The sequence below is a fragment of the Achromobacter sp. Bel genome, from assembly GCF_012928505.1.
In the GTDB taxonomy this organism is placed as follows: domain Bacteria; phylum Pseudomonadota; class Gammaproteobacteria; order Burkholderiales; family Burkholderiaceae_B; genus Achromobacter.
Genome location: NZ_JABBJN010000076.1, coordinates 1 through 22,480 on the forward strand (window position 1 = coordinate 1; position 22,480 = coordinate 22,480).

Consider the following 22,480-nt stretch of genomic DNA (forward strand, 5'->3'; position numbering starts at 1 on the left):
CCGTACAGGCCGGCGTTGGGGTCCGGCGCCTGGCGGGGATCGGGCAGCTTGCCCGTGTCGCCTTGGCGGCTGGCGCGGTCTACGAAGGGCACCGGGGCCTTGGTGACGTAGAACGCTACGACGGCGGCCACGATCAGGCCGATAAGCAGGCCGGCGAGCGCCCCGTACAGGGTGCTGCCGCTTTCGCCAGAGGAACGGCGGGTGGTTTTGCGCTTGGTTGCCATGTACCGATGTTACATCCGCTCGGGGGCGGACACGCCCAGCAGCGCAAGGCCGTTGGCCAGCACCTGGCGCGTCGTGGCGGCCAGGCGCAGGCGGGCCAATTTCAGGGCCACGTCGTCGATCAGCACGCGTTCGGCGGCGTACCAGGCGTGGAAGTCCGAGGCGCAGTCGCGCAGCCAGAAAGCGATGTGGTGCGGCGACAGGTCCTGGGCGGCCAGGGCCACCACGTGTGGGAATTCAGCCAGGCGCTGCATCAGCGCGAATTCCGTCGGCGCGGTCACCAGCGACGCATCGGCGGCGGCCACGTCGGCGGCCGGCATGCCGGCGTTGTTGATCATCGTGCAGATGCGCGCGTGGGCGTACTGGATGTAATAGACGGGGTTCTCGTCGCTCTTGGACAGCGCCAGGTCCACGTCGAACACGAACTCGGTGTCGGCGCGGCGCTGGATCAGAAAGTAGCGCACGGCGTCACGGCCCACCCAGTCGATCAGGTCGCGCATGGTCACGTAGCTGCCCGCGCGCTTGGAGATCTTGACCTCTTCGCCGCCGCGCATCACCTTGACCATCTTGTGCAGCACGTAGGACGGATAGTCCTTCGGGATGCCTTCGTTCAGCGCCTGCAGGCCGGCGCGCACGCGGGCCACAGTGCCGTGGTGGTCGCTGCCCTGGATGTTCACGGCGCGGCGGAAACCCCGTTCCCACTTGGCCTTGTGATAGGCCACGTCCGGCACGAAGTAGGTGTAGCCGCCTTCGCTTTTGCGCATGACGCGGTCTTTGTCGTCGCCCGTGCCCAGCTCGGTGGTGCGCAGCCACAGCGCGCCGCCTTCCTCGTAGGTGTGGCCGCCGGCGACCAGCGCCTTGACGGTGGCTTCGACGCGGCCCGACGTGTACAGCGAGCTTTCCAGGTAGTAGTTGTCGAACTTCAGGCCGAACGCCTGCAAGTCCAGGTCTTGTTCGCGGCGCAGGTAGGCCACGGCGAAGGCGCGGATGTCGTCCAGGCTGTCGATGTTGCCGGTGGCGGTGACGGGCTGGCCGTCGGACGCCTGCAGGGTCTTGCCGGCCTGGAAGTCGCGCGCGATGTCGACGATGTAGTCGCCCTTGTAGCCGTCTGCCGGCCATTCGGGGGAGTCGGTCGTCAGGCCGCGGGCGCGGGCCTGCACGCTGATGGCCAGGTTCTCGATCTGGTTGCCGGCGTCGTTGTAGTAGAACTCGCGGGTCACGTCCCAGCCGCTGGCATCGTACAGGCGGCACAGGGCGTCGCCCAGGGCGGCTTGGCGGGCATGGCCCACGTGCAGCGGGCCGGTCGGGTTGGCGGACACGAATTCAACCAGGATCTTCTCGCCGTTGCGGGGGGCGCGGCCAAAGCTTGCGCCTTGCTCGGCCACGGTGCCGATGACGGCCTGACGGGCGGCGGCGGTGACGCGCAGGTTGATGAAGCCGGGGCCGGCGATCTCCGCGCTTTCGACCAGATCGCGCGCGGCCGGGTCAGCCAGCAGGGCTTGCACGATGGCCTGGGCCAGTTCGCGCGGGTTGCGTCCGGCGGGCTTGGCCAGTTGCATGGCCACGTTGGTGGCGACGTCGCCGTGGGCGGCGACCTTGGGACGCTCGAGCAGCACGTTGGGCTGGGCGTCGGGAAGGCTCTGCGCAACGGCGGCCTGGATCAGGGAGATAAGCTGTTTTTGTTGCTCGGGGAGCATGGGCGTCTGGAGAAGTTCTGGGTGGGCGGCCAAGGCGGGGATCTGGCGGACGGCGTCCGGCCCGGCAAGGCCACGGGAATCCCCTGAATGATAGTTGATTTGGCGGCCGAACCGGCGCCCGGGGGGCCTGAAACCGTCCGGCAAGCGTTCAGCTCGCCGGCGGAACTGTCAATAAAATCAAACTCATAGCCGCGTGAGCCTCGGTCGGGGCGCCGGGCCTGCGGCGCGGCGCGTGGTGCCCAGTTGGCATCCCCCGGGCGTTGCGGTAGTGTATGTAACGCATTCAATGAAGGAGACTGCAACATGCTGATTACCTTTCACTCCAAGGTCGTGGCCGAGGTCCTGATGCTGTCCGACCACGCGACAGGCATCTTGCAAGCGGCCGGCAAGTCCATCGGGGACAAGATTCCGGAACGCGGCGTATTCACCGTCGAGCAGCTGGGACCGGCCATCAGCGGCATCGAAAACGCGATCGCCAACGCCGAGCACCCTGAAGAGGACGAAGACGAGGACAAGGCTCCCCGCTCGCCGATGGCGCGCGTGGTCGGTCTGAAGGAACGCGCCTACCCTTTGCTGGACATGATGCGGCAATCGAAGGCCGCCGGCGTCGAAGTCACCTGGGAAGCCTCGCGCGGCTGGTAGGCAATGTCGCCGGACAGACATTCCCGCCGGCGATTTTTGCCTACCCTTCTGGCCTGACGCCCATTCAAGGAATTGCCCATGCGCAGCGACATCACGATTGTTTTCGACACCCGGCGTTCGCTGGACCTGACCGCCACGGTGGAAACGTCCCCGCAACGCCAAGCCCAAGCGCGCGACTGGTTCGACGGTGCCTGGGAAACCCTGGGCTGCGAACCCCTGCGGCCCAGCGGCAAGGTGTTGCTGCTGGACAAGGTGCTGGGCGTGGCGGACGCCTTGGGCTACGACACCCTGTCCACCGACGAGAAGGAAGCCCGCGAATTCGCCGAGAACCTGGCGCTGGCGCTGGAGCGTCCACGTATCACGGTGGACCTGCCCGGGTTGACCGTCGGCTACTGACCCGGCTGCCGCTGCGGCGCAGCAAGCAACACGCAAAGGCCCCGCCGCTGAACTGCACCCCAAAAGTTGGACACCCATCCAACGTTTGGGGTGTTTTTCATGGCGGCATGTCCGCCGCCTGGGTGCGCCAAGGCGGAGACGATCGGCGCCCTACCGGATCCCGGCCCGCATGAACGATTGCACGAACTGGCGCTGGAATAGCAGGAAGGCGATCAAGAGCGGCGCGGCCGACATCAGCGTGGCGGCCGTGATGACGGACCAGTCGATGCCCTGGTCCGTCGACGAGAACACCTGCAGGCCCACCGTCAAGGGCCGGGACTCGACCGAGTTGGTGATGATCAGCGGCCACAGGAAGTTGTTCCAGTGGTGGCTGACCGACACCAGGCCGTAGGCCACGTAGATCGGTTTGGCCAGCGGCACGTAGACTTTCCAAAGGATCTGCATGGCGTTGGCGCCTTCCATGCGCGCGGCCTCCTCCAGCTCTCGCGGCACCGTCTTGAAGGTCTGGCGCAGCAGGAAGATGCCGAACGCCGAGGCGAAGTAGGGCAGGCCGATCGCGAACACCGTATCGCGGATGCCCAGCTGGCTCATCGACCGGTAGTTCTCCACCAGCAGCACGTCCGGCATGATCATCAGCTGCAGCAGCACCAGCATGAAGACGAAGTCGCGGCCTCGGAACTCGAAGCGCGCGAACGCGTAGCCCGCCAGCGTCGACAGCACCAACTGCGCGGCCAGCACCATCGTGACCAGCAGGAAGGTATTCAGGAAGTAGCGCGGAAACGGCGCGGCCTGCCAGGCCCGCGCAAAGTTGTCCAACGTCAGCGGGGCGAACAGGTCGAAGCGGGTGGCGTAGGCCGGCGGATGGAACGCCGCCCACATAGCGTAAGCCAGCGGCAGGATCCACAAGAGGCCAAGCGCCCACGCGCCCAGGGTATCGAGCTTGTCTTTCATTGATAGTGCGTCCTGCGGTCCAGCCAGCGGAACTTGATCAGCGCGGTCAGCGCCAGCACCACCAGCAACACGACGGTCAGCGTGGCGGCGTAAGCCGTGTCCCAGAAACTGAAACCCACCTGGTAGATGTAATACAGCAGCAAGGTGCTGGCGTTGTCCGGCCCGCCGCGCGTCATGACGACCACGTGGTCCACGAGCCGGAACGCATTGATCAAGGCGTTGATCAGCACGAACAGCGTGGTGGGCATCAGCAGCGGCCACAGGATGCGGCGGAAGTACTGCCAGCGCGACGCCCCTTCCAGCATGGCGGCTTCGCGCAGCGACGGCGACACGGTCTGCAAGGCGGCCAGGTAGAAGATCATGAAGAAGCCCGCCTCCTTCCACACCGTCACCAGCATCAGCGCCGGCAGCGCCGTGTCGCGGCTGCCCAGCCAGTTGGGGCCGGCAGAACCGAACCAGCCCATCACCTGCGCGATCAGGCCGTACTGCGGCGTGTAGAAGAACAGCCAGATGTTGGCCACCGCCACCATCGGCAGCACCGTCGGCGTGAAGTAGGCCATGCGCAGGAAGCCGCGGCCGCGCAGGTTGCGGTTCACCCACAGCGCCATGACGAGCGCGATGCCGATCGAGGTCGGGATCGTGCCCAGCGCAAACCACAGGTTGTTCCACAGCGACTGCCAGAACACCGGATCGTCACGCATGACGGCGTAGTTCTCCAGGCCCACGAAGCGCGCCGGACGCGCGCCCTTGGGCGTGGAGAAGAAGCTGTGCCAAAGCGTGGCCAGCGCCGGGTAATGCGTGAAGGCGGCAAGCAGCACGATGGCTGGCAGCAGCAGCAGCCAGCCATAAAGGGCGTTTAAAGAGCGGCTCATCGTGCTTGTCGATTTACTTGTAGGAACGCAGGATGCGGTCGGCCTCGCGTTGCGCATCGGTCAAGGCCTGCTGCGGCGTCTTCGATCCCGTCAACGCCGCTTGCAGCGCGTCGTTCAGGGTCTTGGTGACGCGCTGGTTTTCATGCGTGGAGAATTCCGCCACGCTGACTTCCAGCTGGTCGCGCGCGACCGCCGCGGCCGGCACTTCCTGCGCATACTTCTTCATCTTCTCGGTCTGCCAGGCGGCCGGCGTGACGGCGACATAGCCCGTGGCGATGCTCCAGTCGGCCGCGCGTTCCGGCGTCGTGACCCATTGCGCGAACTTCAGCGCGGCTTGTTGTTGCGCCGGCGTGCCGCTCTTGAAGATATAGAAATTGCCGCCGCCCGTCGGGCTGCCGCCCCGCTTTTGCTGCGGCATCATGGCCACGCCGAACGGGAAGTCGGCGTTCTTGCGGATGTTGGTCAGGTTGCCGGTGGTGGTCCACACCATCGCCGCCTTCTTTTCCAGGAAGTCCTTCGGCGTGGTGCCCCAGTCGATCGTGCCGGTCGGCATGATCTTGTGCTTGGCCGACAGGTCGTGCCAGAACTGGGCGGCTTCGACCACCGCGGGCTTGTCCAGGTAGACCTCGTTGCCGGCTTCGTTCATCAGGATCGCGCCGTTGGGCGTGGTCAGGGCCTGGAACAGCCAGTACGCGAACGCGCCGCCCGACGGGATCTCGATGCCCCACTGCGTGGTGTTGCCCGAGGCGTCCTGTTTGGTCAGCTTCTTGCCGTAGTCGACCAGATCGGCCCAGGTGGCCGGCGCGCGTTCCGGATCCAGGCCGGCGGCCTTGAACAGATCCTTGTTGTAGTACATGACGATGGTCGAACGCTGGAACGGCACGCCCCAGGTGTGGCCACCCGTGCGGCTGTTCTGCATGAAGGCGTCATAGAAGCCGCCCAGCCACTTTTTGTCGGCATCGGTTTTCGCCAACGAATCGATCGGGACGATGGCGTCTTCGTCGATCAGCGTGAACATGTCGGTGGACAGCAGCACGGCCAGCTGTGGCGGCGTGCCGCCCTTGAGCGCCGTCAGCGCCTTGGCGATGGAGTCCTGGTACGAACCCGCATAGATCGGCTTGATCCTGATGTCGGGATTTTCCTTCTGAAAGTCCGCGACCATGTCGTCGACGATCTTGGTGATCGGGCCGCCAACAGCGACCGGGTAATAGAACTCGACCTCGACGGGCTTGTTCTGCGCCTGCGCAGGCAGGGACAGGCAGGCGGCGGCAAGGCTGGCGGCCAGGGTCTTCAGTACGATGCGTCGCATGGTGGGTTTCCTTCCTGTGGAGATGGGCATCTTTCAGCGCCCGACGGTGTTGATGACCGCCGAATCGGCGGCAAAGAAATGCTGTTGCGCGTCCGTCCAGGACAGGCGCAAGGCTTCGCCCGCGCGGGCGCGCAGATGGCCGCCGACCCGCACGGCCACGCCGCTTGTGTCGCCGACGCGGCAGACCACGATGGAGTCCGCGCCGAAATACTCCACGCTTTCCACCGTGGCGGGGATGCCGCTGTCATCGATGCGGATGTGTTCGGGCCGCACGCCCAGCTTCACGGCGCCCGTTGGCGCGCCCGCGATGGCGGGGCCCTGTGTGCCGGCGATGACCGTCGCGCCATGCAGCGTCGTCAGGCCGATGAGGTTCATGGGGGGCGTGCCGATGAAGCGGGCCGCGAATTCACTGGCAGGCCGTGCGTACAGGCCGTCGGGTGTGTCGTGCTGTTCGATCTGGCCGCCGCGCAGCAGCACCACCTGGTCGGCCATGCTCATGGCTTCCGTCTGGTCGTGCGTCACGTACACCATCGTGATGCCCAGGTCTTGCTGCAAGGCGCGGATCTCGCGGCGCATTTCGTGGCGCAACTGCGCGTCCAGGTTGGACAGCGGTTCGTCCATCAGGCACACCGGCGCTTCGGAAATCACCGCGCGTCCCAGCGCCACGCGCTGCTGCTGCCCGCCCGACAATTGCGAGGGCTTGCGGTCCAGCAGATGGCCCAGGCCCAGCAAGCCGGCCACGCGTTGCAGGCGGCGGTCGAAGTCGCGCGCAGGCTCCTTGCGCACGCGTAGCCCGAACAGGATGTTCTCGCGCACCGACAGATGTGGAAACAGCGCATACGACTGGAACACCATCGAGATGCGCCGCTTGGCGGGCGGCAGGTCGGTCACGTCGCGGTCGCCGATGCGGATCGTGCCCGAAGTGGGCGTGTCCAGGCCGGCGATCATGCGCAAGGTGGTCGACTTGCCGCAGCCCGACGGGCCCAGCAGCACCGTGAAGCTGCCTGCGGGCACGGTGAAGCTCACGCCGTGGATCGCGGCGGCGCCGCCATACTGTTTGGTGAGGTTATCCAGAACGATGGATGACATGCTGTCTCGACGATCTAATAGTTAGATCCGCATTGTTGCCTGTAATGAAAACCTTTTCATTGTGCAGCGCAAACATGACGGATTCGTGGCAATGCCCGGGGCTGCGAGGCCCCGGCCTACGGGTCAAGCGAATGATTCAGGCAAACGGATAAGGGCCGGGGTATTCCCCGATGACGGCATGGTGCGTGACCAGGTTCTTGCCCTGCCACCAATGCAGCTGGTAGCCCGGCGGTTCCATGATGTATTGCAGGGTTGGGCGCGGCCCCAGCTCCAGCGCGAGCTGGTGCGCGGTGCCGGGACAGGTGGAGGCGACGGTGCCGCCGAAACGCTGGAAGATGGTGCGGTGCAAATGGCCGCACAGCACGCGTTCCACGTTCGGAAAGCGTGACACGATGCGTTCCAGTTCGGGCGCGCCGGCCAGCAGCCCGATGGCGTCCATGTGTTCGATGCCGGTCAGGAACGGGGGATGGTGCATCAGCACCAACGTGGGCCGACCGGGCTGCTCGGCCAGACGCGCGGCCAGCCAGTCCAGGCGGTCCTGGCACAGTTCGCCATGGCTCTTCATCGGCACCACCGTGTCCAGCGCCAGCATGCGCAGCGGATAAGTCTCGACCGCGTATTGGATGAACGGGCCGTCGCCCTGCAAGTAGCCGTGGTCGGGAAAGGCGGCGCGCAGTTGCGCGCGGTCGTCATGGTTGCCGGGCAAGAGGAAATACGGGATCTCCAGCGCTTGCAGATGGTCGCGCAGCGCCTGGTATTCGTGCGGACGGCCCAGGTCGGTCAGGTCGCCCGTGATCAGCACGCAGTCGGGGCGCGGCGTCAGGGCGTTCAGTGCGCGCACGGCCGGGCCGAGGAAGGCCGCCGGATCGATGATGCCGTAGGCCTTGTCGCCCGGGGTGCGCATGTGCAGGTCGGTGATTTGTGCGATGAGCATGATGCGGATCAGGAGTCAGGGTGGGAAGGGTCAGCGGCGCACGGACGCCGCCGTGCCGCCGACCACGATGCAATGCGGCAGCCGGTTCGATTGCGGCGGCTGGCCGTGGATCTGCGCCAGCAGGTTCGAGCAGGCGGTCTGGCCGATGCCGTCGCTGGGTTGCGCCACGGTGGTTAGCGGCGGGGTCAGCAAGGCGCCAAAGCGCATGCCGTCAAAGCCGCATACCGAAATGTCAGCGGGCACGGACAGACCTAGCGCCACCAGGTCGGCGATGACGGCCGTAGCCAGCAGGTCGTTCGAGCAGAACAGCGCGGTGGGCGCCTGCTTGCCGCGCAGCGCGGCCTTCAGCGCGTCGGCGTCGCTGCCGGTGTGGGAACTCATGGCGATATGCTGCACCGCCTCCAGGCCCAGCTTTTTGGCGCAGGCGCGCGCGCCTGCCAGCCGGCGTCGCGCACGGTCCGAAGCGGTCAGCGGGCCCGTCACGAGCGCGATGCGGCGGTGGCCCAGCGCGGCCAGGTGCGCGACCATGTCGCTGGCGGCGGCGCGGTTGTCGACCGAGGCGAACGGATGCGTGCCGGATTCGTTGTAGACCAGCACATACGGCATGCCGGCGCTGTCCAGGTCGTCCAGCGTGGCGCTCTTGTTCACGTCCGCCACCGTCAGAATCAGCCCATCGACCTGATGGTCCATCAGCCCTTGCACCGCCGCGGATTCCACGGCGGGGTCGTACCCGGTGGCAGTCAGCATGACGCTGTAGCCGGATTCGCGGGCGCGGCGTTCCGCGCCTTCGAAGCATTCGGCGAACACCGGATTCGACAGCGTCGGCAGGATCAGTCCGATGGTTCGGGTGCTGCCCGAGCGCAGGCTGCGGCCCACACGGTTCGGCCGGAAGCCGGCCCGCTTGGCCACGTTGCGGATGTGCGCCAGCGTGTCGGGATGGACGATATCCGGCTGATTGAACGCGCGCGAAACCGTCGCCGGGGAGACCCCGGCCTTGCGGGCCACTTCAATGATCGAAAAGCGGGGCGACGGGCGCGTTGCCATATCTTTGTTGCTGTCGGTTTACTGAAAACGATTTCATCTTACAAGACAAATATGACCTTTGTATTGCACGGGTTTGCGCTATGCTGGTAACGACGCAACAACAGAAAGCCATGGCGCGGCGCAGTCGGTTTACCCGGGAAAACACGGTGTTTTCAGTGTTTTTCCCAATTGACGAAGCGCGCTCAATGGCTGGGATCGGTCCGCTGGAACGCCGTGGCGAATACGCCTCGGGGCCGGCAGGGCAGACCCTCGGTCAAGGGGACCGGGTGCGGAGTTCAGCTGCCTCGCGTGATGCGAGACACCGGTAAAGAGGAAAGGATCATGTCTACTGCCTTAAACAGACTTGGCGCGCTTGAAGCCGCGCGCAAGCTGCAACGGCGCGAATTAACCGCGGTGCAACTTGTGCGGGCCTGCTTCGCCCGGATCGAGCAACGCGAAAACACCATTCATGCCTGGACGGCGCTGCAAAAGCAGGCGGCCCTGGACCATGCGGCCGTGCTGGACGGCGGCGCGTTGCGCGGCCTGCTGCACGGCTTGCCCATCGGCGTCAAAGACCTGTTTGACACCGTCGACCTGCCCACCCGCTACGGCTCCCCTATCTACGAACGCCACCGCCCCGGCCTGGACGCAGCCTCCGTCGCGCTGTGCCGCGGCGCGGGCGCGATAGTGGTCGGCAAGACCGTCACCACCGAATTCGCCACTTACCAGGCGGGCCCCACGCGCAATCCGCGCAACGAAGCCTATACGCCGGGCGGCTCGTCCAGCGGCTCGGCCGCCGCGGTGGCCGACGACATGGTGCCTTTCGCGCTGGGTTCGCAGACGGCGGGCTCGATCATTCGGCCCGCGTCGTATTGCGGCATCGTGGGCTTCAAGCCCACGTTCGGCGCCGTGCCGCGCGCGGGCGTGAAAAGCCTGGCCGAATCCCTGGACACGGTCGGCGGCTTTGCGCGGTCGGTGCCGGATGTCGCCCTCTTTGCTTCGGTCATGATGCGCGACCCCCGCATGCTGGACCTGGCTTATGAAGGCAAGCCGCGCATCGGCATGTGCCGCACGCTGCAGTGGCGTCACGCGCAGCCCGAAACCAAGGAAGCCTTTGCGCAGGCCGCCGCCACGCTGTCGCGCGCGGGGGCCGTGGTCCAAGAGGTGCCGCTGCCGTCGCAGGACTGCATGCTGGTGCAGTTGCACGCGGACATCATGGCGTTCGAAGCCTCGCAGTCGCTCGCCTACGAGCGCCTGGAACACGCCAGCCAGCTCAGCCCCAAGATCCAGGCGGTGCTGGAGGCCGGTTCGCAGATCACGGCCGAAGAACACATCAGGAACCTGGCCCGCGCCGAGGAGTCGCGTGCGCGCGTGAACGGCTGGTTCCAGGATTTCGACGTGGTGTTGGCGCCCAGTGCCGCGGGCGAAGCGCCGTTCGCCGATTTGGGCACGGGCGATCCGCAGTTCTCGCGTGCCTGGACGCTGTTCGGCCTGCCCTGCTTGAACCTGCCGTTCGCCACCGGCCCCCAGGGCCTGCCCGTGGGGCTGCAAGTGATCGGGCAACGCTACGACGATCATCGCGCCCTGGCGGTCGCTGCGTGGATCCATGAGCGCCTGCTGGCCGCCAACGCGCCGGATATCGGCGCCTCCGACATGTGGCCACGTGGCTGAACGTCCGCGGCCAGCCGCGCGCCACTAGCTGCGCGCCACTCGCCACTCGCCACTCGCCACTCGCAGCTAACCGCCCGTCACAGAAAGCAGAAAGCCCGCCAGGGTAAAGGCGGGCTTTGTTTTTGGCCGGGCCGCGCAGAAGAGAGGTGTATCTTCCGGGGCGCGCAAGCCCATGTTCCGGGCTTGCGGCGGGCGCTTCTGGTTATGCCGGAATGCGGATCACGCGGCCTCGGCGGCTTCCTGTTCGGTCGCCGTCATGGCGCCCGCGTTGATGTGGCGGTTGACGGCGCTCAGCACGGCCTGGAACGACGCCGTCACGATGTCGCGGTCGATGCCCACGCCGAAGCCCGTGCTGGATTCGCCGACGCGCAGTTCCACGTAGGACGCGGCGCGCGTGTCGGTGCCAGTGCCGATGGCGTGCTCGTGGTAGTCCATGATGCGAACCGGCACGTCCAGCGCGGCCACGAAGGCCGAGATGGCGCCGTCGCCCTTGCCCGTCACGATGCGGCGTTCGCCGTTGTACTCGAGTTCGGCTTCGATGCTGAAGTGCTGGCCTTCACCGGCAGACGGATTGCCGTCGATGCGGTGGCGGATCAGCTTCCACGGAGCCTTCTGTTCCAGGTATTCGCGATTGAAGATCGTGTGGACGTCGTCGGCGGTGACTTCGCGGCCGGTCTCGTCCGTCACGCGCTGGATGGCGCGGCTGAATTCGATCTGCAGGCGGCGCGGCAAGACCAGGCCGTGTTCCTGTTCAAGCAGGTACGACACGCCACCCTTGCCCGATTGGCTGTTCACGCGGATCACCGCGTCGTAGCTGCGGCCAAGGTCGGCGGGATCGATCGGCAGGTACGGCACTTCCCAGACGGCGTCGGCCTGTTGCAGCGCGAAGCCCTTCTTGATGGCGTCCTGGTGCGAACCCGAGAATGCGGTGAAGACCAGGTCGCCAGCGTACGGGTGACGCGGGTGCACCGGCAACTGGTTGCAGTATTCGGCGCAACGGCGCACTTCGTCGATGTCCGAGAAGTCCAGGCCCGGGTGGACGCCTTGCGTGTAGAGGTTCAGCGCAAGGGTGACCAGGTCGACGTTGCCGGTGCGCTCGCCGCTGCCGAACAGGCAGCCTTCGATGCGGTCGGCGCCGGCCATCACGGCGAATTCGGCGGCGGCCACGGCGGTGCCGCGGTCGTTATGCGGGTGCACGCTAAGCACGATGCTGTCGCGGCGCGCCAGGTTCTTGTGCATCCACTCGATCTGGTCGGCGTACAGGTTGGGGCTGGTGGCCTCGATCGTGGCGGGCAGGTTCAGCACCATCTTGTGGTCGGGCGTGGGCTGCCAGACGTCGGCCACGGCATCCGAGACTTCCAGCGCGAATTCGGGTTCGGTCGTGCTGAACACTTCGGGCGAGTACTCGTAGCTCCACTTGGTTTCCGGACGCTGCGCGGTGTATTGCTTGATCAGGCGCGTGCCGGCCGTGGCGATGCCCTTGATCTCTTCCTTGGACATGTTGAACACGACCTTGCGGAAGGCCGGCGCGCACGCGTTGTACATGTGGACGATGGCTTGCTTGGCGCCCGCCGCGGCTTCCACCGTGCGGCTGATCAGGTCTTCGCGCGACTGCGTCAGCACGATGATGGTCACGTCGTCCGGAATGCGCTTTTCGTCGATGAGCTTGCGAACGAAGTCAAAATCGGTCTGCGAGGCGGACGGGAAGCCCACTTCGATTTCCTTGAAGCCGATCTTCACGAGCTGTTCGAAGAAGCGGACCTTGCGCTCGACGCTCATCGGCTCGATCAGCGCCTGGTTGCCGTCACGCAAGTCCGTGCTCATCCAGATCGGCGCCTTGGTGATGCGGCGGCTGGGCCAGGTGCGTTCGGAGAAGTCGCGGGTAAAGGGCGCGAAGGGGACGTACTTGGTAGCGGGGTTGGCAAGCATCATGACTACACCTCGATCGGTTTCTTTTGAATCCCGGGAGCACTACTCTCGGCGGCATTTGTGACCGGATGACGGTCTTGTGCCAGGGTTTGCCGTGATTGACCGGCAGGATTCACAAATAAAAGGGGGAAATCGCGTGTGGCAAGCGTGGCTGCCGAGCTACCACGGGGACACTAGGCCCGGCAACCGATCGGTAGGGATAGCGATAGCGATAGCGCGGCGAAGCAGGAGATGCGAGCGCGCAGGCCGGCAACCGGAGCGGCGGAGCGTCCGGTGGCAATCGCGAGGGAGGTGCGGTGAGCGGCCATAGGTTGCTAGTCAAACATACTTTCTGCCGGAGTGCAAACGAAAACGTCCTGGAAAACGGGGGGCGGAACGCCCCGCCGTTGTCTTTATCGCGGATTCACTGCGTCTGCATGTGGCCGTTTTTCACGACTTTACCCAGACGTTCGCGCTCGCTTGCCGCGAATTCCGCGAAGCTGGCGCGCGAGCCGCCGCCGGGTTCGATGCTGCTCTGGCGCAACGCGTCTTGCACTTCCTTCGATTGCAGCGACTTTTCGACTGCCGCATTCATCTTGTCCAGCACGTCGGCGGGTGTACCCGTGGGCGCGAACAGTCCCGCCCAGTGGCCGATCCGGATGGCGGGAAAGCCCGCTTCCGCCGTCGTGGGAATGTCCGGGGCGCTGGCCATGCGCTTGTCCCACGTCGTGGCCAACGCCTTCAGCTTGCCGCTCTGGATCAGCGGCAGGGTCACGATGCTGGCTTCGGAGGTGGCGTCGACCTGGTTGCCGATCACCGCGGTCACGCCTTCGGAACCGCTTTTGTAGGCGATCGGCTCGATCGGCAGGCCCGTCGCCTCCTTCACCATTTCCGCCACGAAATGCGGTGTGCTGCCGTTGCCGGCGGTCGAGAAGGTGATGCGGTCGGTCTTGGCCTGCTTGGCGCGTTCGACGAAGTCCTTCAAGTCCTTGGCCGGGTTGGCGGGGTTGGCCACGATGACGGACGGCGTAATGGAAAGCAGCGCCACCGGGGTCAGCGCGTCGTCCTTGTAAGGCTGGTCTGAGCGGATCAGGCTATTGGTGACGGTGCCGTTGCTGCCGACCAGATAGGTGTAGCCGTCCGCCGGGCTGCGCGCCACGTGGGCCGCGCCCACGACGCCGCCCGCGCCGGGGCGGTTTTCGACGATGACGGTCTGGTTCAGGGTCGTGCCTACCGCTTTCGCGATGATGCGCGCGACCAGGTCGTTGGCGCCGCCCGCGCTGAAGGGGGCGACGAAGGTGATGGGTTTGTCGGGCCAGGCAGCCAGCGCCGGCGCGGCGGCGAATGCGGTCGAACAGGCCGCGAGCAAGCCGGCGGCAAACCGGACGGGGGTGCGGAACATGGGTACAACTCCAGGGGCTGGCTGCGCATTCGGCAGGTCTCGGCTGCCGGTAGCGTTTTACTTGTGTGCGCGGCCGCGGTTGCGCGAGCCTGGAGAGGCCAGTATAGGGCGGGCCGGCTGGCAGGCGACTGAAACAAACAGGCCGCCTGTCGGCGGCCTGGAATCAGGGGAAGGGCCTGGCGCTTAGCGCGCCGGGCCGATGCGCGGTTCGGCGTAGCGGTCGCCGCGGGTTTCGCCGCGCACTTCCACGCGGGCAGGTTCCCGGCGGCCCTCGTCACGGCGGCCGTCGTCACGGGGATCGCGGCCGGGGCGGGCGGCGGAGCCTTCCAGGATTTGCGCCTGTTCGGCCACCATGGCGATCTTGCCGATGCGATTGTGGCGAATTTCAGACAATGCCCGGCGCAGATCGCCGACCGTGAAGGGCTCTTGGCGGTCGCCCCAGGTCCAGCGCAGCACGCCCAGCGATTCTTCCGACAGGTTCGGCGCCAGGTCGGCCAGCACGTCGGTGCCGACCGGCGTGGCCGCGCCCGAGGCCAGGCTGGCCGAGAACCAGGCCTTGACCGAGAAGAAGACGATCAGCGACCAGATCCCGGCCACGACCCACCAGATGTACGGGTTGACCTTCTGCACCATGTCCATGGTCGGCTGGCCCAGGGAATGCAGGAAGTCGTAGTTCATGCGTTTGCCGAAGTCCAGTATCCACGAGGCGACCAGATACCAAAGGACGACGGCGACAGCGATGACTATCGCGCGCACAACGAGACGGGGAAGCGCCAATTTGAGCAGGGTTTGGCCGATAAGTCGGCTGTCCTGGCGAACGCTTGCGGGCGAAGTCAGATTCATCATGCAAAATATTGTACCTATGACCCGCCCAATTTTAGAACTGCGACCTGGCCAGCATCTGACGCTGACCCCTCAGCTACAACAATCGATACGATTGTTGCAGTTGTCCACGCTCGACCTTGAGGCCGAGATCTCGCAAGTGCTTGCGGACAATCCGCTGTTGGAGCGTGAAGACGAGTCGCCCGCGGCCGAGGCGCAAGCCGAATCCGAACGGGAGTCTTCGGTGCAGGACGACGAACCCGCGGCGGAGCGCGAGACCGCGGTGGACGAAATGCCGGGTTCGGGTGGGGTCTATTCGGATGACGATTCCGGCCCGCCCGAAACGGCGCGGCCGGATACCTTGCGTGAACACCTGCTGGGGCAGCTGATGCTGACCCGCGCGGCGCCCCGCGACGCCGTGCTGGCGGCGCTGCTGATCGACGAGCTGGACGAGAACGGCTATCTGGGATCGCCGCTGGAAGAGATCCTGGGGTGGCTGCCCGCCGATACCGAACCCGATATCGACGAACTGCGCGCGGCGCTGTCCTTGCTGCAATCGTTCGACCCGCCGGGCATCGGCGGGCGCGACATGGCCGAATGCCTGCTGTTGCAATTGCGCAACCCCGACCTGACGCGCCTGCCGGAAGCGGCGGATGCCACGGTCCTGGCCTGCGCCCGGCAGATCTGCGCGCAGCATCTGCCCCTGCTGGCCACCGGCAACGCCGCCCGCCTCTGTGCGGCCCTGGGTTGCGACGATGCGACGTTCCGTGCGGCCCACTCCCTGATCCTGCGTCTGGAGCCGCGCCCGGGGCGCGCCTGGACGGTGCCGGCGGCCGATTACGCGGTGCCGGACGTCATCGTGCGCAAGACCCGCCGCGGGTGGCAGGTCACGCTCAACAGCGCCGCCGTGCCGCGGTTGCAGATCAACGGGCTGTATGCGCAGATGCTGGGCAACCAGAAGGAGTCCGCCCACGCCGGCCTGCAATCCCAGTTGCAGCAGGCCAAATGGATGATCCGCAACGTCGAGCAGCGTTTCGACACGATCCTGCGGGTGTCCCAGGCCATCGTCGAGCGCCAGACCGCCTTCTTCAGCCAAGGCCCATCCGCCATGCGGCCCCTGATCCTGAAGGACATCGCGGGCGAGCTCGGTCTGCACGAATCGACCATTTCACGGGCCACAACGCAGAAGTACATGCTCACTCCGTTCGGTACGCTGGAGCTCAAGCGCTTCTTCGGCGCGAGCGTATCCACCGACGGCGGCGACGCCACGTCGGCCACGGCGGTGCAAACCTTCATCCGTCAGATGGTGGCGGACGAGAACCGCGCCAAACCGTTGTCCGACAGCCAGATCATGCAAAAACTGGCCGATCAGGGGATAGTGATCGCCCGCCGGACGGTGGCAAAGTACCGCGAAGCGCTGCGGATCGCCCCCGCGACGCTGCGCAAGGCACAAGCCTCGGCGCGCTGAAATAAGGGACGAATCTTTAAGAATTCGTCCTTTGTTTCAAGGGCTTGCGCGACAAAAGTCCGTTGCAAATTTATTGTGGCAAGGGGCTTGTCATCGGCTGAATAATTTTCGATAATCATTCGCATGTACATTTGCGTATGTAATGCCATCACCGAACGCCAAGTCCGCGCCAGCGTGGACGGGGGCGCGACGACGCTGTCCGACCTGCAATTCGAGCTGGGCGTGGCCACGTGCTGCGGCTGCTGTGCGGCAACTGCCGCCGAATACCTGCCGGGCGGCCGCTGCTCCAGCGTGTGCGACGTCCGTTCCGTCGCCGTTCCGGTCAATGCGCCTGCCGCGCTGGTGGAATCGGGCGCCGCTGCCAACCACGGCACCTTCCCCATCCCGCTGGTCGCCGCAGGTTAAGCGTTAGCCGCTTTTTCCGGCTCGCTGCTGTCATGCCGCGGGCCGCGTCGTAACCTTTCCGCAAGATCCCCCGCCGTTTCCTGAATTCCCCTGGCCCTGCCACCGCGCACTCGGCGCCGGACGTCGGGTTGCGCCCGGGGGGCGGGGCGCGCAGAATGCCTGCTCCACGCGGCATGCGTGGCGCCCTGCTCTCATGGAATCCCGATGAAGGCCACCACGCCCGCCGTTTCCGCTCCCCCCGCCGCCCACGGCGCGCCGGGGATCAGCTGGGTGCCGATTGCCGCCTTCTGCTTCTTGTGGAGTTCCGCCTTTGCGGCGGCCAAGATCGCGGTGCGGGACTGCCCACCGCTGACGTTGCTGACGATCCGTTTCCTGATCGCCGGGGCGCTGATGCTTGGGATCGCCGCCGTCGGGCGGCAGGGCAAATGGCCCGTCGGCCGCGACCTCGCGTCGCTGATCCTGCTGGGTGTCTTGAATAACGCGTTGTACCTGGGCCTGAGCTGGACCGGGATGACCACCGTATCGTCGGCGTTTACCGCCGTGCTGATCAGTACGAATCCTCTGCTGATCGGCGTGCTGGCCGGCCCGGTGCTGGGCGAACGCCTCTCCTGGCGCAAGCTGGCGGGGCTGTGCCTGGGGCTGGCCGGCGTGGCCCTGGTGTTGAGGTCGCGGTTAAGCGGCATGCAGGAAGACATGCATGGCACCTTGCTGGTGACGGGCGGCCTCGTGGCGCTGGTGGCGGGCACCTTGCTCTACAAGCTCTTGAAGCCGTCGGCGGGGCTGTGGGCCGCGACGGGCATCCAGTCGCTGGCCGGCGCTGCCGCCCTGCTGCCGTTTGCGCTGATGAGCGAAAGCCTGGGCGACGCGCGCCTGACCGCGAGCCTTGCGTGGAGCATGGCCTACATGATCGTGGCCGTGTCGATGGGCGGCTACTACCTGTGGTTCATGATCCTTGGCCGCGCCAGCGCCACGTCGGCCAGCGCGCTGCATTTCCTGATGCCGCCGCTGGGCTTGTTGTTCGGGTGGCTGGTGCTGCGTGAACCGGTGTCATGGCTGGATCTGCTTGGCATCGTTCCCATCGCCTTGGGCATTTGGTTGACCACGCGCAAAGCCGCCTGATCCGCGCCCGGCCACAATCGCGTTTCGGGTTGCCGATACGCAACGCGCGGGCGTTGCGGGATTCCGAGCCGGTTTTGCCGGATGGTAATGCCTGCCCGCGCGGGCTGCGCGCGGATATCGCGACGGATTCGCCCACATTGCGTGCGTGCAGGCCGCGTAACGCCTGTCTTGCGCATGCAAGGCATCAAGTACGCATACTCATTCTCATTGGCTTGTCGCTTTCTTGTAGCGGTTCTAAAGCGGTTTACCAAATGCAGCGCAAGGCTAGGCGCGGCCCTCCGGCTGATGGTAGTCTGCCGGGGTTGCGTACGCGCGGCATCGTGCGCTCCTTTGTCGCGATGCCTATGCGTCGCGCCTGACTGCAAGGAGTCCATTATGAAAGGCGACAAAACCGTCATCCAGTTCTTGAACAAGCAACTGACCAACGAACTGACGGCCATCAACCAATATTTCCTGCATGCCCGCATGCTGAATCATTGGGGCTTCGACAAGCTGGGCAAGCACGAGTACGAAGAATCCATCGGTGAAATGAAGCACGCGGATCGCCTGATCGCGCGCATCTTCATGCTGGATGGCCTGCCCAACCTGCAAGACCTGCACAAGCTGCTGATCGGTGAAGACGTGCCCGAGCTGCTGGCCTGTGACCTGAAGCTGGAGCAAGCAGCGCATGCCACCGTCGTGGAAGCGATTGCCTATTGCGAATCGGTGCGCGACTACGTCTCGCGCGATCTGTTCCAGGACATCCTGGACGATACCGAAGAGCACATCGACTACCTGGAAACGCAGATCGACCTGATCGACAAGGTCGGTATCCAGAACTACCTGCAAAGCCAGATGTCCGTGCCCGAATAAATCTTCCGGCCAAAGCAATGGCGCCCCGAGGGGCGCCATTTTTTTTGGCCGCATCGCGTGCGCAGCGTGGGGGCACCTTTTGCCGCTGGGCCGCCCCAAGGCAAAAGCGCCCCCTTGGGGGGCAGCAAGCGCGCGTAGCGTGCGCAGCGTGGGGGCACCTTTTGCCGCTGGGCCGCCCCAAGGCAAAAGCGCCCCCTTGGGGGGCAGCAAGCGCGCGTAGCGTGCGCAGCGTGGGGGCCACCTTTTGCCGCTGGGCCGCCCCAAGGCAAAAGCGCCCCCTCGGGGGGCAGCAAGCGCGCGTAGCGTGCGCAGCGTGGGGGCTCTTCCTTTATTGGGGGCGGGCCGGGCATTCGGCCATCGTGCCCCAGGCGCGGTTCGGCGCACAGTACTTGTTGCGCGCGGCCCAGGAACACGAGGGGCGGTCGAAGAAGCCTTGCGAGGCGCATTGCGCCAGTTCGCGCTTGAGGGCGTCTTGCCAGCCGGGCGCGCCGGGGCTGAGCGCCGTATTGGGCGGGGGCGGGGGCGCCTGCACCATTTGCGGGGTGCCGTAGCCGCCGGCCTGCGCCTGGCCACCGTTGATGGCGGTGGACGTGCCGGGCACCTGCAAATCAAGTGTGCTGACGTCGGACGTGCCCGAGGGCAGGGGCACTTCGGAGGCGGCCGCGATTTCGCGGGCCTGCTCCGGCGTGATGCGTTCGCGCGAGAGCTTCACGGCGGGATCGCTGACGGTGTCGAACAGCGACACCGTGTTGACCTGCCATTCGCGGTCTGCGGGCTTGTCGGGCACGCCGAGGGTGCCGTCGATGCGGGGCTGCGGAGGCTGCGCCACATAGGGCCGCCCATTGGCGTCCAGGACGGGTTGCTGCGAAGCCGCGGCGTCCTGCCCAGGAGCCGGTGCGGCGGGAGGCGCATGCGCCACCAGCCAGTCACCCAATTGAATCCCGCCCCAGGCCGACGCGCCAAGCGCGATCAGGAGCGTTGCGAATAATAAACGCCAAGACATTGCTACCCTCATCTGCCGTGCGGAACCCGAACGGGTCTACGCCTTGTCCCCGAAAACCTTGCCGCCGTGTTCGCGCATTGCATGGAATTTCACTTCGGGATACAGATCCTCGGCTACGCGCAACTGCGCAGGGGAACTGATCAAAAACGCCGCCGCATCGACCACATCATAGGCGATATGAGCCGCATTGGCATCCATGAACTTGCGCAGCGCCTTCGGGTTTTCAGACGTAATCCAACGTGCCATTGTGTAGCGCGAAGGCAGCATCCGGGCGTCTGCGCCGTACTCCGTCTTGAGGCGGTGGGCGACCACTTCGAACTGCAGCTGGCCGATCGCGCCCAGCAGCAGAGAACCGCCGGCGGCTTCGGGGCGGAACACCTGGATGGCGCCCTCTTCGCCCAGTTGGGTCAGGCCGGTGCGCAGTTGTTTGGTGCGCAGCGGGTCCTTGACTTCAACCGCCTGGAAGAGCTCGGGGGCGAAGAAAGGCAGCCCCGTGAATTGCAGCGTTTCGCCTTCGGTCAGCACGTCGCCCAGTTGCAGTACGCCGTGGTTGGGAATCCCGATCACGTCGCCGGCGTAGGCCTCGTCCAGCAGCTCGCGCCGCTGGGACAGGAAAGACACCACGTTATTGGGGCGCATTTCCTTGTTGGTGCGGGCGACCTTCAAGCGCATGCCGCGCTCGAAGCGGCCCGAGCTGACGCGCACAAAGGCCACGCGGTCGCGGTGCGCCGGGTCCATGTTGGCCTGCACTTTGAACACCACGCCGGTGAACTTGGGCTCTTCGGGCAGCACTTCGCGTTGCAGCGCCATGCGGGGGCCCGGGGGCGGCGCATGGTCGACCAGCGCGTCCAGCACTTCCTGCACGCCGAAGTTGTTGATGGCCGACCCGAAGAACACCGGGGTCTGCCTGCCGGCCAGGAACTGTTCGCGGTCGAACGCGGGGGCGGCTTCGTTGATCAGTTCGATCTCGCCACTGGCCTGCTCGAATGCCGAGCCGTAACGGCGGGCGATTTCGGGGTTGGTCAGGCCTTCGATGACGTCATCGTTGTCCGAACGGCGTTCCTGGCCCGGGCGGAAGACACGCATGCGGTCGCGGCGGATGTCGAACACGCCGCCAAACGCCTTGCCCATGCCGACCGGCCACGAGAAGGGCACGGCATCCATGCCCAGGTGGCCTTCGATTTCCGACAGCAGTTCCAGCGGCTCGCGCACTTCGCGGTCCATCTTGTTGATGAACGTGATGATGGGCGTGTTGCGTGCGCGGCAGACCTGCAGCAGGCGGATGGTCTGAGGCTCGACGCCGTTGGCGGCGTCGATCACCATCAGCGCGGCATCCACCGCCGTCAGCACCCGGTAGGTGTCTTCGGAGAAGTCCTGGTGGCCCGGGGTGTCGAGCAGGTTGATGACGCAGTCGCGGTATTCCATCTGCATCACCGAGGACGCCACGGAAATGCCGCGTTGCTTTTCGATTTCCATCCAGTCCGACGAGGCGTGGCGGGACGCTTTGCGCGCCTTGACGCTGCCGGCGATCTGGATCGCGCCTGCGAACAGCAACAGCTTTTCGGTCAGCGTGGTCTTGCCCGCGTCAGGGTGGGAAATGATCGCGAACGTTCGGCGCCGCGCAACTTCTTGAGGGATATTCATGGTCGGAGGATTGTACTTAACGCCGCTTGTTAGGCCGGCGCGGTCCGGCTGCTTGCATGAAAAGCGCGGGGCACGCGCCGTTGCCGGCGCGTGCCCCGCGCATGGAGATTCAGGAGTGGCGGCGGAATGACGCCAGGAATACGCCTGCCAGGATGAACAGCGACCCGAAGGTGCGGTTCATCCAGCGGATGTGCTTGGCGTCGCGCAACAGGCGCAGCACGCGCGCCGCCAGCAACGTGTAGACGCCCATGGCGACCAGGTCGGTGAAGGCCAGCGTGCCGGCCAGCGCCGCGTACTGCGGTGTCAGCGCCAGCGCCGGGTCAACGAACTGGGGCACCACGGCCAGCAGGAACACCGTGCCCTTGGGGTTCATGGTGTTGATCAGGAACCCGCGCATGACGAGTTCCCGGATCGAGGCCTGCTTGGGGTCGCCCGCATCGACCGCGACGGGCGCGGCATCGGTGCGGATCTGGCGCACGCCCAGGTAGATCAGGTAGGCCACGCCCAGGTACTTGACCACATTGAAGGCCATTTCGGACGTGGCCAGCACCGCGCCCAATCCCACGGCCACGACGACGAACTGGAACAGGATGCCCATGATGAGGCCGGCCGTGTTCCAGTAGCCGCGTGCGAAGCCGTACTTCAATCCAGAGGACATCGCGGAAATCGCGCCCGCCCCGGGTGAGAACGAAATGGCCCAGGAGGCCAGGAAGAACGTCAACCAGGTGGATAAGGGCATGATGGCGCGGGTCCTTGGATCGCAGGATGTGGGGGGGCGGTGATATTACCTGCTGGGGATTACTTGCCCAGCAATGCCGCGCGGGGGGCGCCGGACGGACGGCCCTGGGCCGGACGCCCGGAGCCACCGTTACCGGCCGGGCGGGACGTTCCTTCCGGACGGCGCTGGCTTTGCTGCGGGCGGCTTTCGCCGCGGCCGGCGTGGGCCGGACGGTCAGCGGGCTTGCCGTCGCGCGGGCCGCCATTGCCGCGGCCTTCGCCGCCGGCACGGGCATGATCTCGTCCCAGCCTTCATAGAGCTCGGGCGCCAGGT

The 22,480-nt window shown here is 65.9% G+C and carries 20 protein-coding genes and 1 pseudogene; 7 read left to right on the forward strand and 14 right to left on the reverse strand.

Annotation, left to right across the window (positions count from 1 at the left end; translation table 11 throughout):
- Nucleotides 1-224 (reverse strand): annotated as a pseudogene (locus HG262_RS28410) (SPOR domain-containing protein); the annotation flags it as partial.
- Between the two features lie 9 nt (nucleotides 225-233).
- Entirely contained in the window at nucleotides 234-1,919 is a 1,686-nt protein-coding gene (argS, locus tag HG262_RS28415) for an arginine--tRNA ligase (RefSeq protein ID WP_169274190.1), read from the reverse strand.
- Nucleotides 1,920-2,222: 303 nt separating this feature from the next.
- Between argS and HG262_RS28420 the strand changes: the two genes are divergently transcribed.
- Complete coding sequence (locus tag HG262_RS28420; protein ID WP_169274191.1) at nucleotides 2,223-2,561, forward strand: DUF1840 domain-containing protein; 339 nt, start codon at nucleotides 2,223-2,225, stop codon at nucleotides 2,559-2,561.
- Nucleotides 2,562-2,639: 78 nt separating this feature from the next.
- Nucleotides 2,640-2,957 carry a hypothetical protein gene (locus tag HG262_RS28425; protein ID WP_006224479.1) on the forward strand — a complete coding sequence of 106 codons (318 nt, stop codon included), beginning with the start codon at nucleotides 2,640-2,642 and terminating at the stop codon, nucleotides 2,955-2,957.
- Between the two features lie 150 nt (nucleotides 2,958-3,107).
- Here the strand turns inward: HG262_RS28425 and HG262_RS28430 are convergent, their stop codons facing one another.
- The 6 genes from HG262_RS28430 to HG262_RS28455 form a co-directional block, all read right to left on the reverse strand.
- Nucleotides 3,108-3,908: a carbohydrate ABC transporter permease gene (locus tag HG262_RS28430; protein WP_105559380.1), complete on the reverse strand. Its 801-nt coding sequence runs from the start codon at nucleotides 3,906-3,908 to the stop codon at nucleotides 3,108-3,110.
- Entirely contained in the window at nucleotides 3,905-4,780 is an 876-nt protein-coding gene (locus HG262_RS28435) for a sugar ABC transporter permease (RefSeq protein WP_169274192.1), read from the reverse strand. The genes HG262_RS28430 and HG262_RS28435 overlap by 4 nt, the downstream gene beginning before the upstream one ends.
- 13 nt (nucleotides 4,781-4,793) lie before the next feature.
- Nucleotides 4,794-6,089: an ABC transporter substrate-binding protein gene (locus HG262_RS28440; RefSeq protein ID WP_169274193.1), complete on the reverse strand. Its 1,296-nt coding sequence runs from the start codon at nucleotides 6,087-6,089 to the stop codon at nucleotides 4,794-4,796.
- 33 nt (nucleotides 6,090-6,122) lie between these two features.
- The gene (locus HG262_RS28445) at nucleotides 6,123-7,178 is read right to left on the reverse strand and encodes an ABC transporter ATP-binding protein (protein ID WP_169274194.1); all 1,056 of its coding nucleotides are present in this window, start codon (nucleotides 7,176-7,178) and stop codon (nucleotides 6,123-6,125) included.
- Between the two features lie 136 nt (nucleotides 7,179-7,314).
- Nucleotides 7,315-8,112: a phosphodiesterase gene (locus HG262_RS28450; protein WP_169274195.1), complete on the reverse strand. Its 798-nt coding sequence runs from the start codon at nucleotides 8,110-8,112 to the stop codon at nucleotides 7,315-7,317.
- A 30-nt stretch (nucleotides 8,113-8,142) separates the two neighbouring features.
- The gene (locus tag HG262_RS28455; RefSeq protein ID WP_169274196.1) at nucleotides 8,143-9,156 is read right to left on the reverse strand and encodes a LacI family DNA-binding transcriptional regulator; all 1,014 of its coding nucleotides are present in this window, start codon (nucleotides 9,154-9,156) and stop codon (nucleotides 8,143-8,145) included.
- Nucleotides 9,157-9,477: 321 nt separating this feature from the next.
- Here HG262_RS28455 and HG262_RS28460 point away from each other — a divergent pair, with 321 nt between their 5' ends.
- Entirely contained in the window at nucleotides 9,478-10,806 is a 1,329-nt protein-coding gene (locus HG262_RS28460; RefSeq protein ID WP_169274197.1) for an amidase, read from the forward strand.
- Nucleotides 10,807-11,025: 219 nt separating this feature from the next.
- Here HG262_RS28460 and leuA read toward each other — a convergent pair whose 3' ends face one another.
- The 3 genes from leuA to HG262_RS28475 all read right to left on the reverse strand — a co-directional run bounded on the left by leuA (nucleotide 11,026) and on the right by HG262_RS28475 (nucleotide 14,962).
- On the reverse strand, nucleotides 11,026-12,738 hold the full coding sequence (gene leuA, locus HG262_RS28465; protein ID WP_169274198.1) for a 2-isopropylmalate synthase: 1,713 nt from the start codon (nucleotides 12,736-12,738) through the stop codon (nucleotides 11,026-11,028).
- A 400-nt stretch (nucleotides 12,739-13,138) separates the two neighbouring features.
- Complete coding sequence (locus tag HG262_RS28470; protein WP_169274199.1) at nucleotides 13,139-14,116, reverse strand: tripartite tricarboxylate transporter substrate binding protein; 978 nt, start codon at nucleotides 14,114-14,116, stop codon at nucleotides 13,139-13,141.
- A 183-nt stretch (nucleotides 14,117-14,299) separates the two neighbouring features.
- Entirely contained in the window at nucleotides 14,300-14,962 is a 663-nt protein-coding gene (locus tag HG262_RS28475; protein WP_169274200.1) for a hypothetical protein, read from the reverse strand.
- Between HG262_RS28475 and rpoN the strand changes: the two genes are divergently transcribed.
- The 4 genes from rpoN to bfr all read left to right on the forward strand — a co-directional run bounded on the left by rpoN (nucleotide 14,961) and on the right by bfr (nucleotide 18,782).
- Complete coding sequence (rpoN, locus tag HG262_RS28480; RefSeq protein WP_169274201.1) at nucleotides 14,961-16,406, forward strand: RNA polymerase factor sigma-54; 1,446 nt, start codon at nucleotides 14,961-14,963, stop codon at nucleotides 16,404-16,406. The two genes, HG262_RS28475 and rpoN, sit on opposite strands and share 2 nt — an antisense overlap.
- A gap of 123 nt (nucleotides 16,407-16,529) precedes the next feature.
- Nucleotides 16,530-16,811 (forward strand): (2Fe-2S)-binding protein, encoded by a 282-nt coding sequence (locus HG262_RS28485; RefSeq protein WP_169274202.1) that lies wholly within the window; start codon nucleotides 16,530-16,532, stop codon nucleotides 16,809-16,811.
- Nucleotides 16,812-17,015: 204 nt separating this feature from the next.
- Nucleotides 17,016-17,930 carry a DMT family transporter gene (locus tag HG262_RS28490; protein WP_169274203.1) on the forward strand — a complete coding sequence of 305 codons (915 nt, stop codon included), beginning with the start codon at nucleotides 17,016-17,018 and terminating at the stop codon, nucleotides 17,928-17,930.
- A gap of 375 nt (nucleotides 17,931-18,305) precedes the next feature.
- The gene (gene bfr / locus HG262_RS28495; protein WP_006216785.1) at nucleotides 18,306-18,782 is read left to right on the forward strand and encodes a bacterioferritin; all 477 of its coding nucleotides are present in this window, start codon (nucleotides 18,306-18,308) and stop codon (nucleotides 18,780-18,782) included.
- Between the two features lie 328 nt (nucleotides 18,783-19,110).
- Here bfr and HG262_RS28500 read toward each other — a convergent pair whose 3' ends face one another.
- The 3 genes from HG262_RS28500 to HG262_RS28510 form a co-directional block, all read right to left on the reverse strand.
- Nucleotides 19,111-19,797 (reverse strand): hypothetical protein, encoded by a 687-nt coding sequence (locus HG262_RS28500; RefSeq protein WP_211187813.1) that lies wholly within the window; start codon nucleotides 19,795-19,797, stop codon nucleotides 19,111-19,113.
- A 24-nt stretch (nucleotides 19,798-19,821) separates the two neighbouring features.
- A complete protein-coding gene (locus HG262_RS28505) occupies nucleotides 19,822-21,429 on the reverse strand; it encodes a peptide chain release factor 3 (protein WP_169274205.1) in 1,608 nt (535 codons plus the stop codon).
- A 109-nt stretch (nucleotides 21,430-21,538) separates the two neighbouring features.
- Entirely contained in the window at nucleotides 21,539-22,168 is a 630-nt protein-coding gene (locus HG262_RS28510) for a LysE family transporter (RefSeq protein ID WP_105559365.1), read from the reverse strand.
- Between the last annotated feature and the right edge of the window lie 312 nt (nucleotides 22,169-22,480).

Bases quoted from the DNA above. Each gene is read 5' to 3' on its own strand.
- HG262_RS28420 (WP_169274191.1), top strand. From the start codon at position 2,223: ATGCTGATTACCTTTCACTCCAAGGTCGTGGCCGAGGTCCTGATGCTG.
- HG262_RS28445 (WP_169274194.1), bottom strand. From the start codon at position 7,178: ATGTCATCCATCGTTCTGGATAACCTCACCAAACAGTATGGCGGCGCC.
- leuA (WP_169274198.1), bottom strand. From the start codon at position 12,738: ATGATGCTTGCCAACCCCGCTACCAAGTACGTCCCCTTCGCGCCCTTT.
- HG262_RS28455 (WP_169274196.1), bottom strand. From the start codon at position 9,156: ATGGCAACGCGCCCGTCGCCCCGCTTTTCGATCATTGAAGTGGCCCGC.
- HG262_RS28510 (WP_105559365.1), bottom strand. From the start codon at position 22,168: ATGCCCTTATCCACCTGGTTGACGTTCTTCCTGGCCTCCTGGGCCATT.
- HG262_RS28470 (WP_169274199.1), bottom strand. From the start codon at position 14,116: ATGTTCCGCACCCCCGTCCGGTTTGCCGCCGGCTTGCTCGCGGCCTGT.
- HG262_RS28435 (WP_169274192.1), bottom strand. From the start codon at position 4,780: ATGAGCCGCTCTTTAAACGCCCTTTATGGCTGGCTGCTGCTGCTGCCA.
- bfr (WP_006216785.1), top strand. From the start codon at position 18,306: ATGAAAGGCGACAAAACCGTCATCCAGTTCTTGAACAAGCAACTGACC.
- HG262_RS28425 (WP_006224479.1), top strand. From the start codon at position 2,640: ATGCGCAGCGACATCACGATTGTTTTCGACACCCGGCGTTCGCTGGAC.
- HG262_RS28500 (WP_211187813.1), bottom strand. From the start codon at position 19,797: ATGAGGGTAGCAATGTCTTGGCGTTTATTATTCGCAACGCTCCTGATC.
- HG262_RS28440 (WP_169274193.1), bottom strand. From the start codon at position 6,089: ATGCGACGCATCGTACTGAAGACCCTGGCCGCCAGCCTTGCCGCCGCC.
- HG262_RS28485 (WP_169274202.1), top strand. From the start codon at position 16,530: ATGTACATTTGCGTATGTAATGCCATCACCGAACGCCAAGTCCGCGCC.
- HG262_RS28450 (WP_169274195.1), bottom strand. From the start codon at position 8,112: ATGCTCATCGCACAAATCACCGACCTGCACATGCGCACCCCGGGCGAC.
- HG262_RS28475 (WP_169274200.1), bottom strand. From the start codon at position 14,962: ATGATGAATCTGACTTCGCCCGCAAGCGTTCGCCAGGACAGCCGACTT.
- rpoN (WP_169274201.1), top strand. From the start codon at position 14,961: ATGCAAAATATTGTACCTATGACCCGCCCAATTTTAGAACTGCGACCT.
- HG262_RS28460 (WP_169274197.1), top strand. From the start codon at position 9,478: ATGTCTACTGCCTTAAACAGACTTGGCGCGCTTGAAGCCGCGCGCAAG.
- argS (WP_169274190.1), bottom strand. From the start codon at position 1,919: ATGCTCCCCGAGCAACAAAAACAGCTTATCTCCCTGATCCAGGCCGCC.
- HG262_RS28490 (WP_169274203.1), top strand. From the start codon at position 17,016: ATGAAGGCCACCACGCCCGCCGTTTCCGCTCCCCCCGCCGCCCACGGC.
- HG262_RS28430 (WP_105559380.1), bottom strand. From the start codon at position 3,908: ATGAAAGACAAGCTCGATACCCTGGGCGCGTGGGCGCTTGGCCTCTTG.
- HG262_RS28505 (WP_169274205.1), bottom strand. From the start codon at position 21,429: ATGAATATCCCTCAAGAAGTTGCGCGGCGCCGAACGTTCGCGATCATT.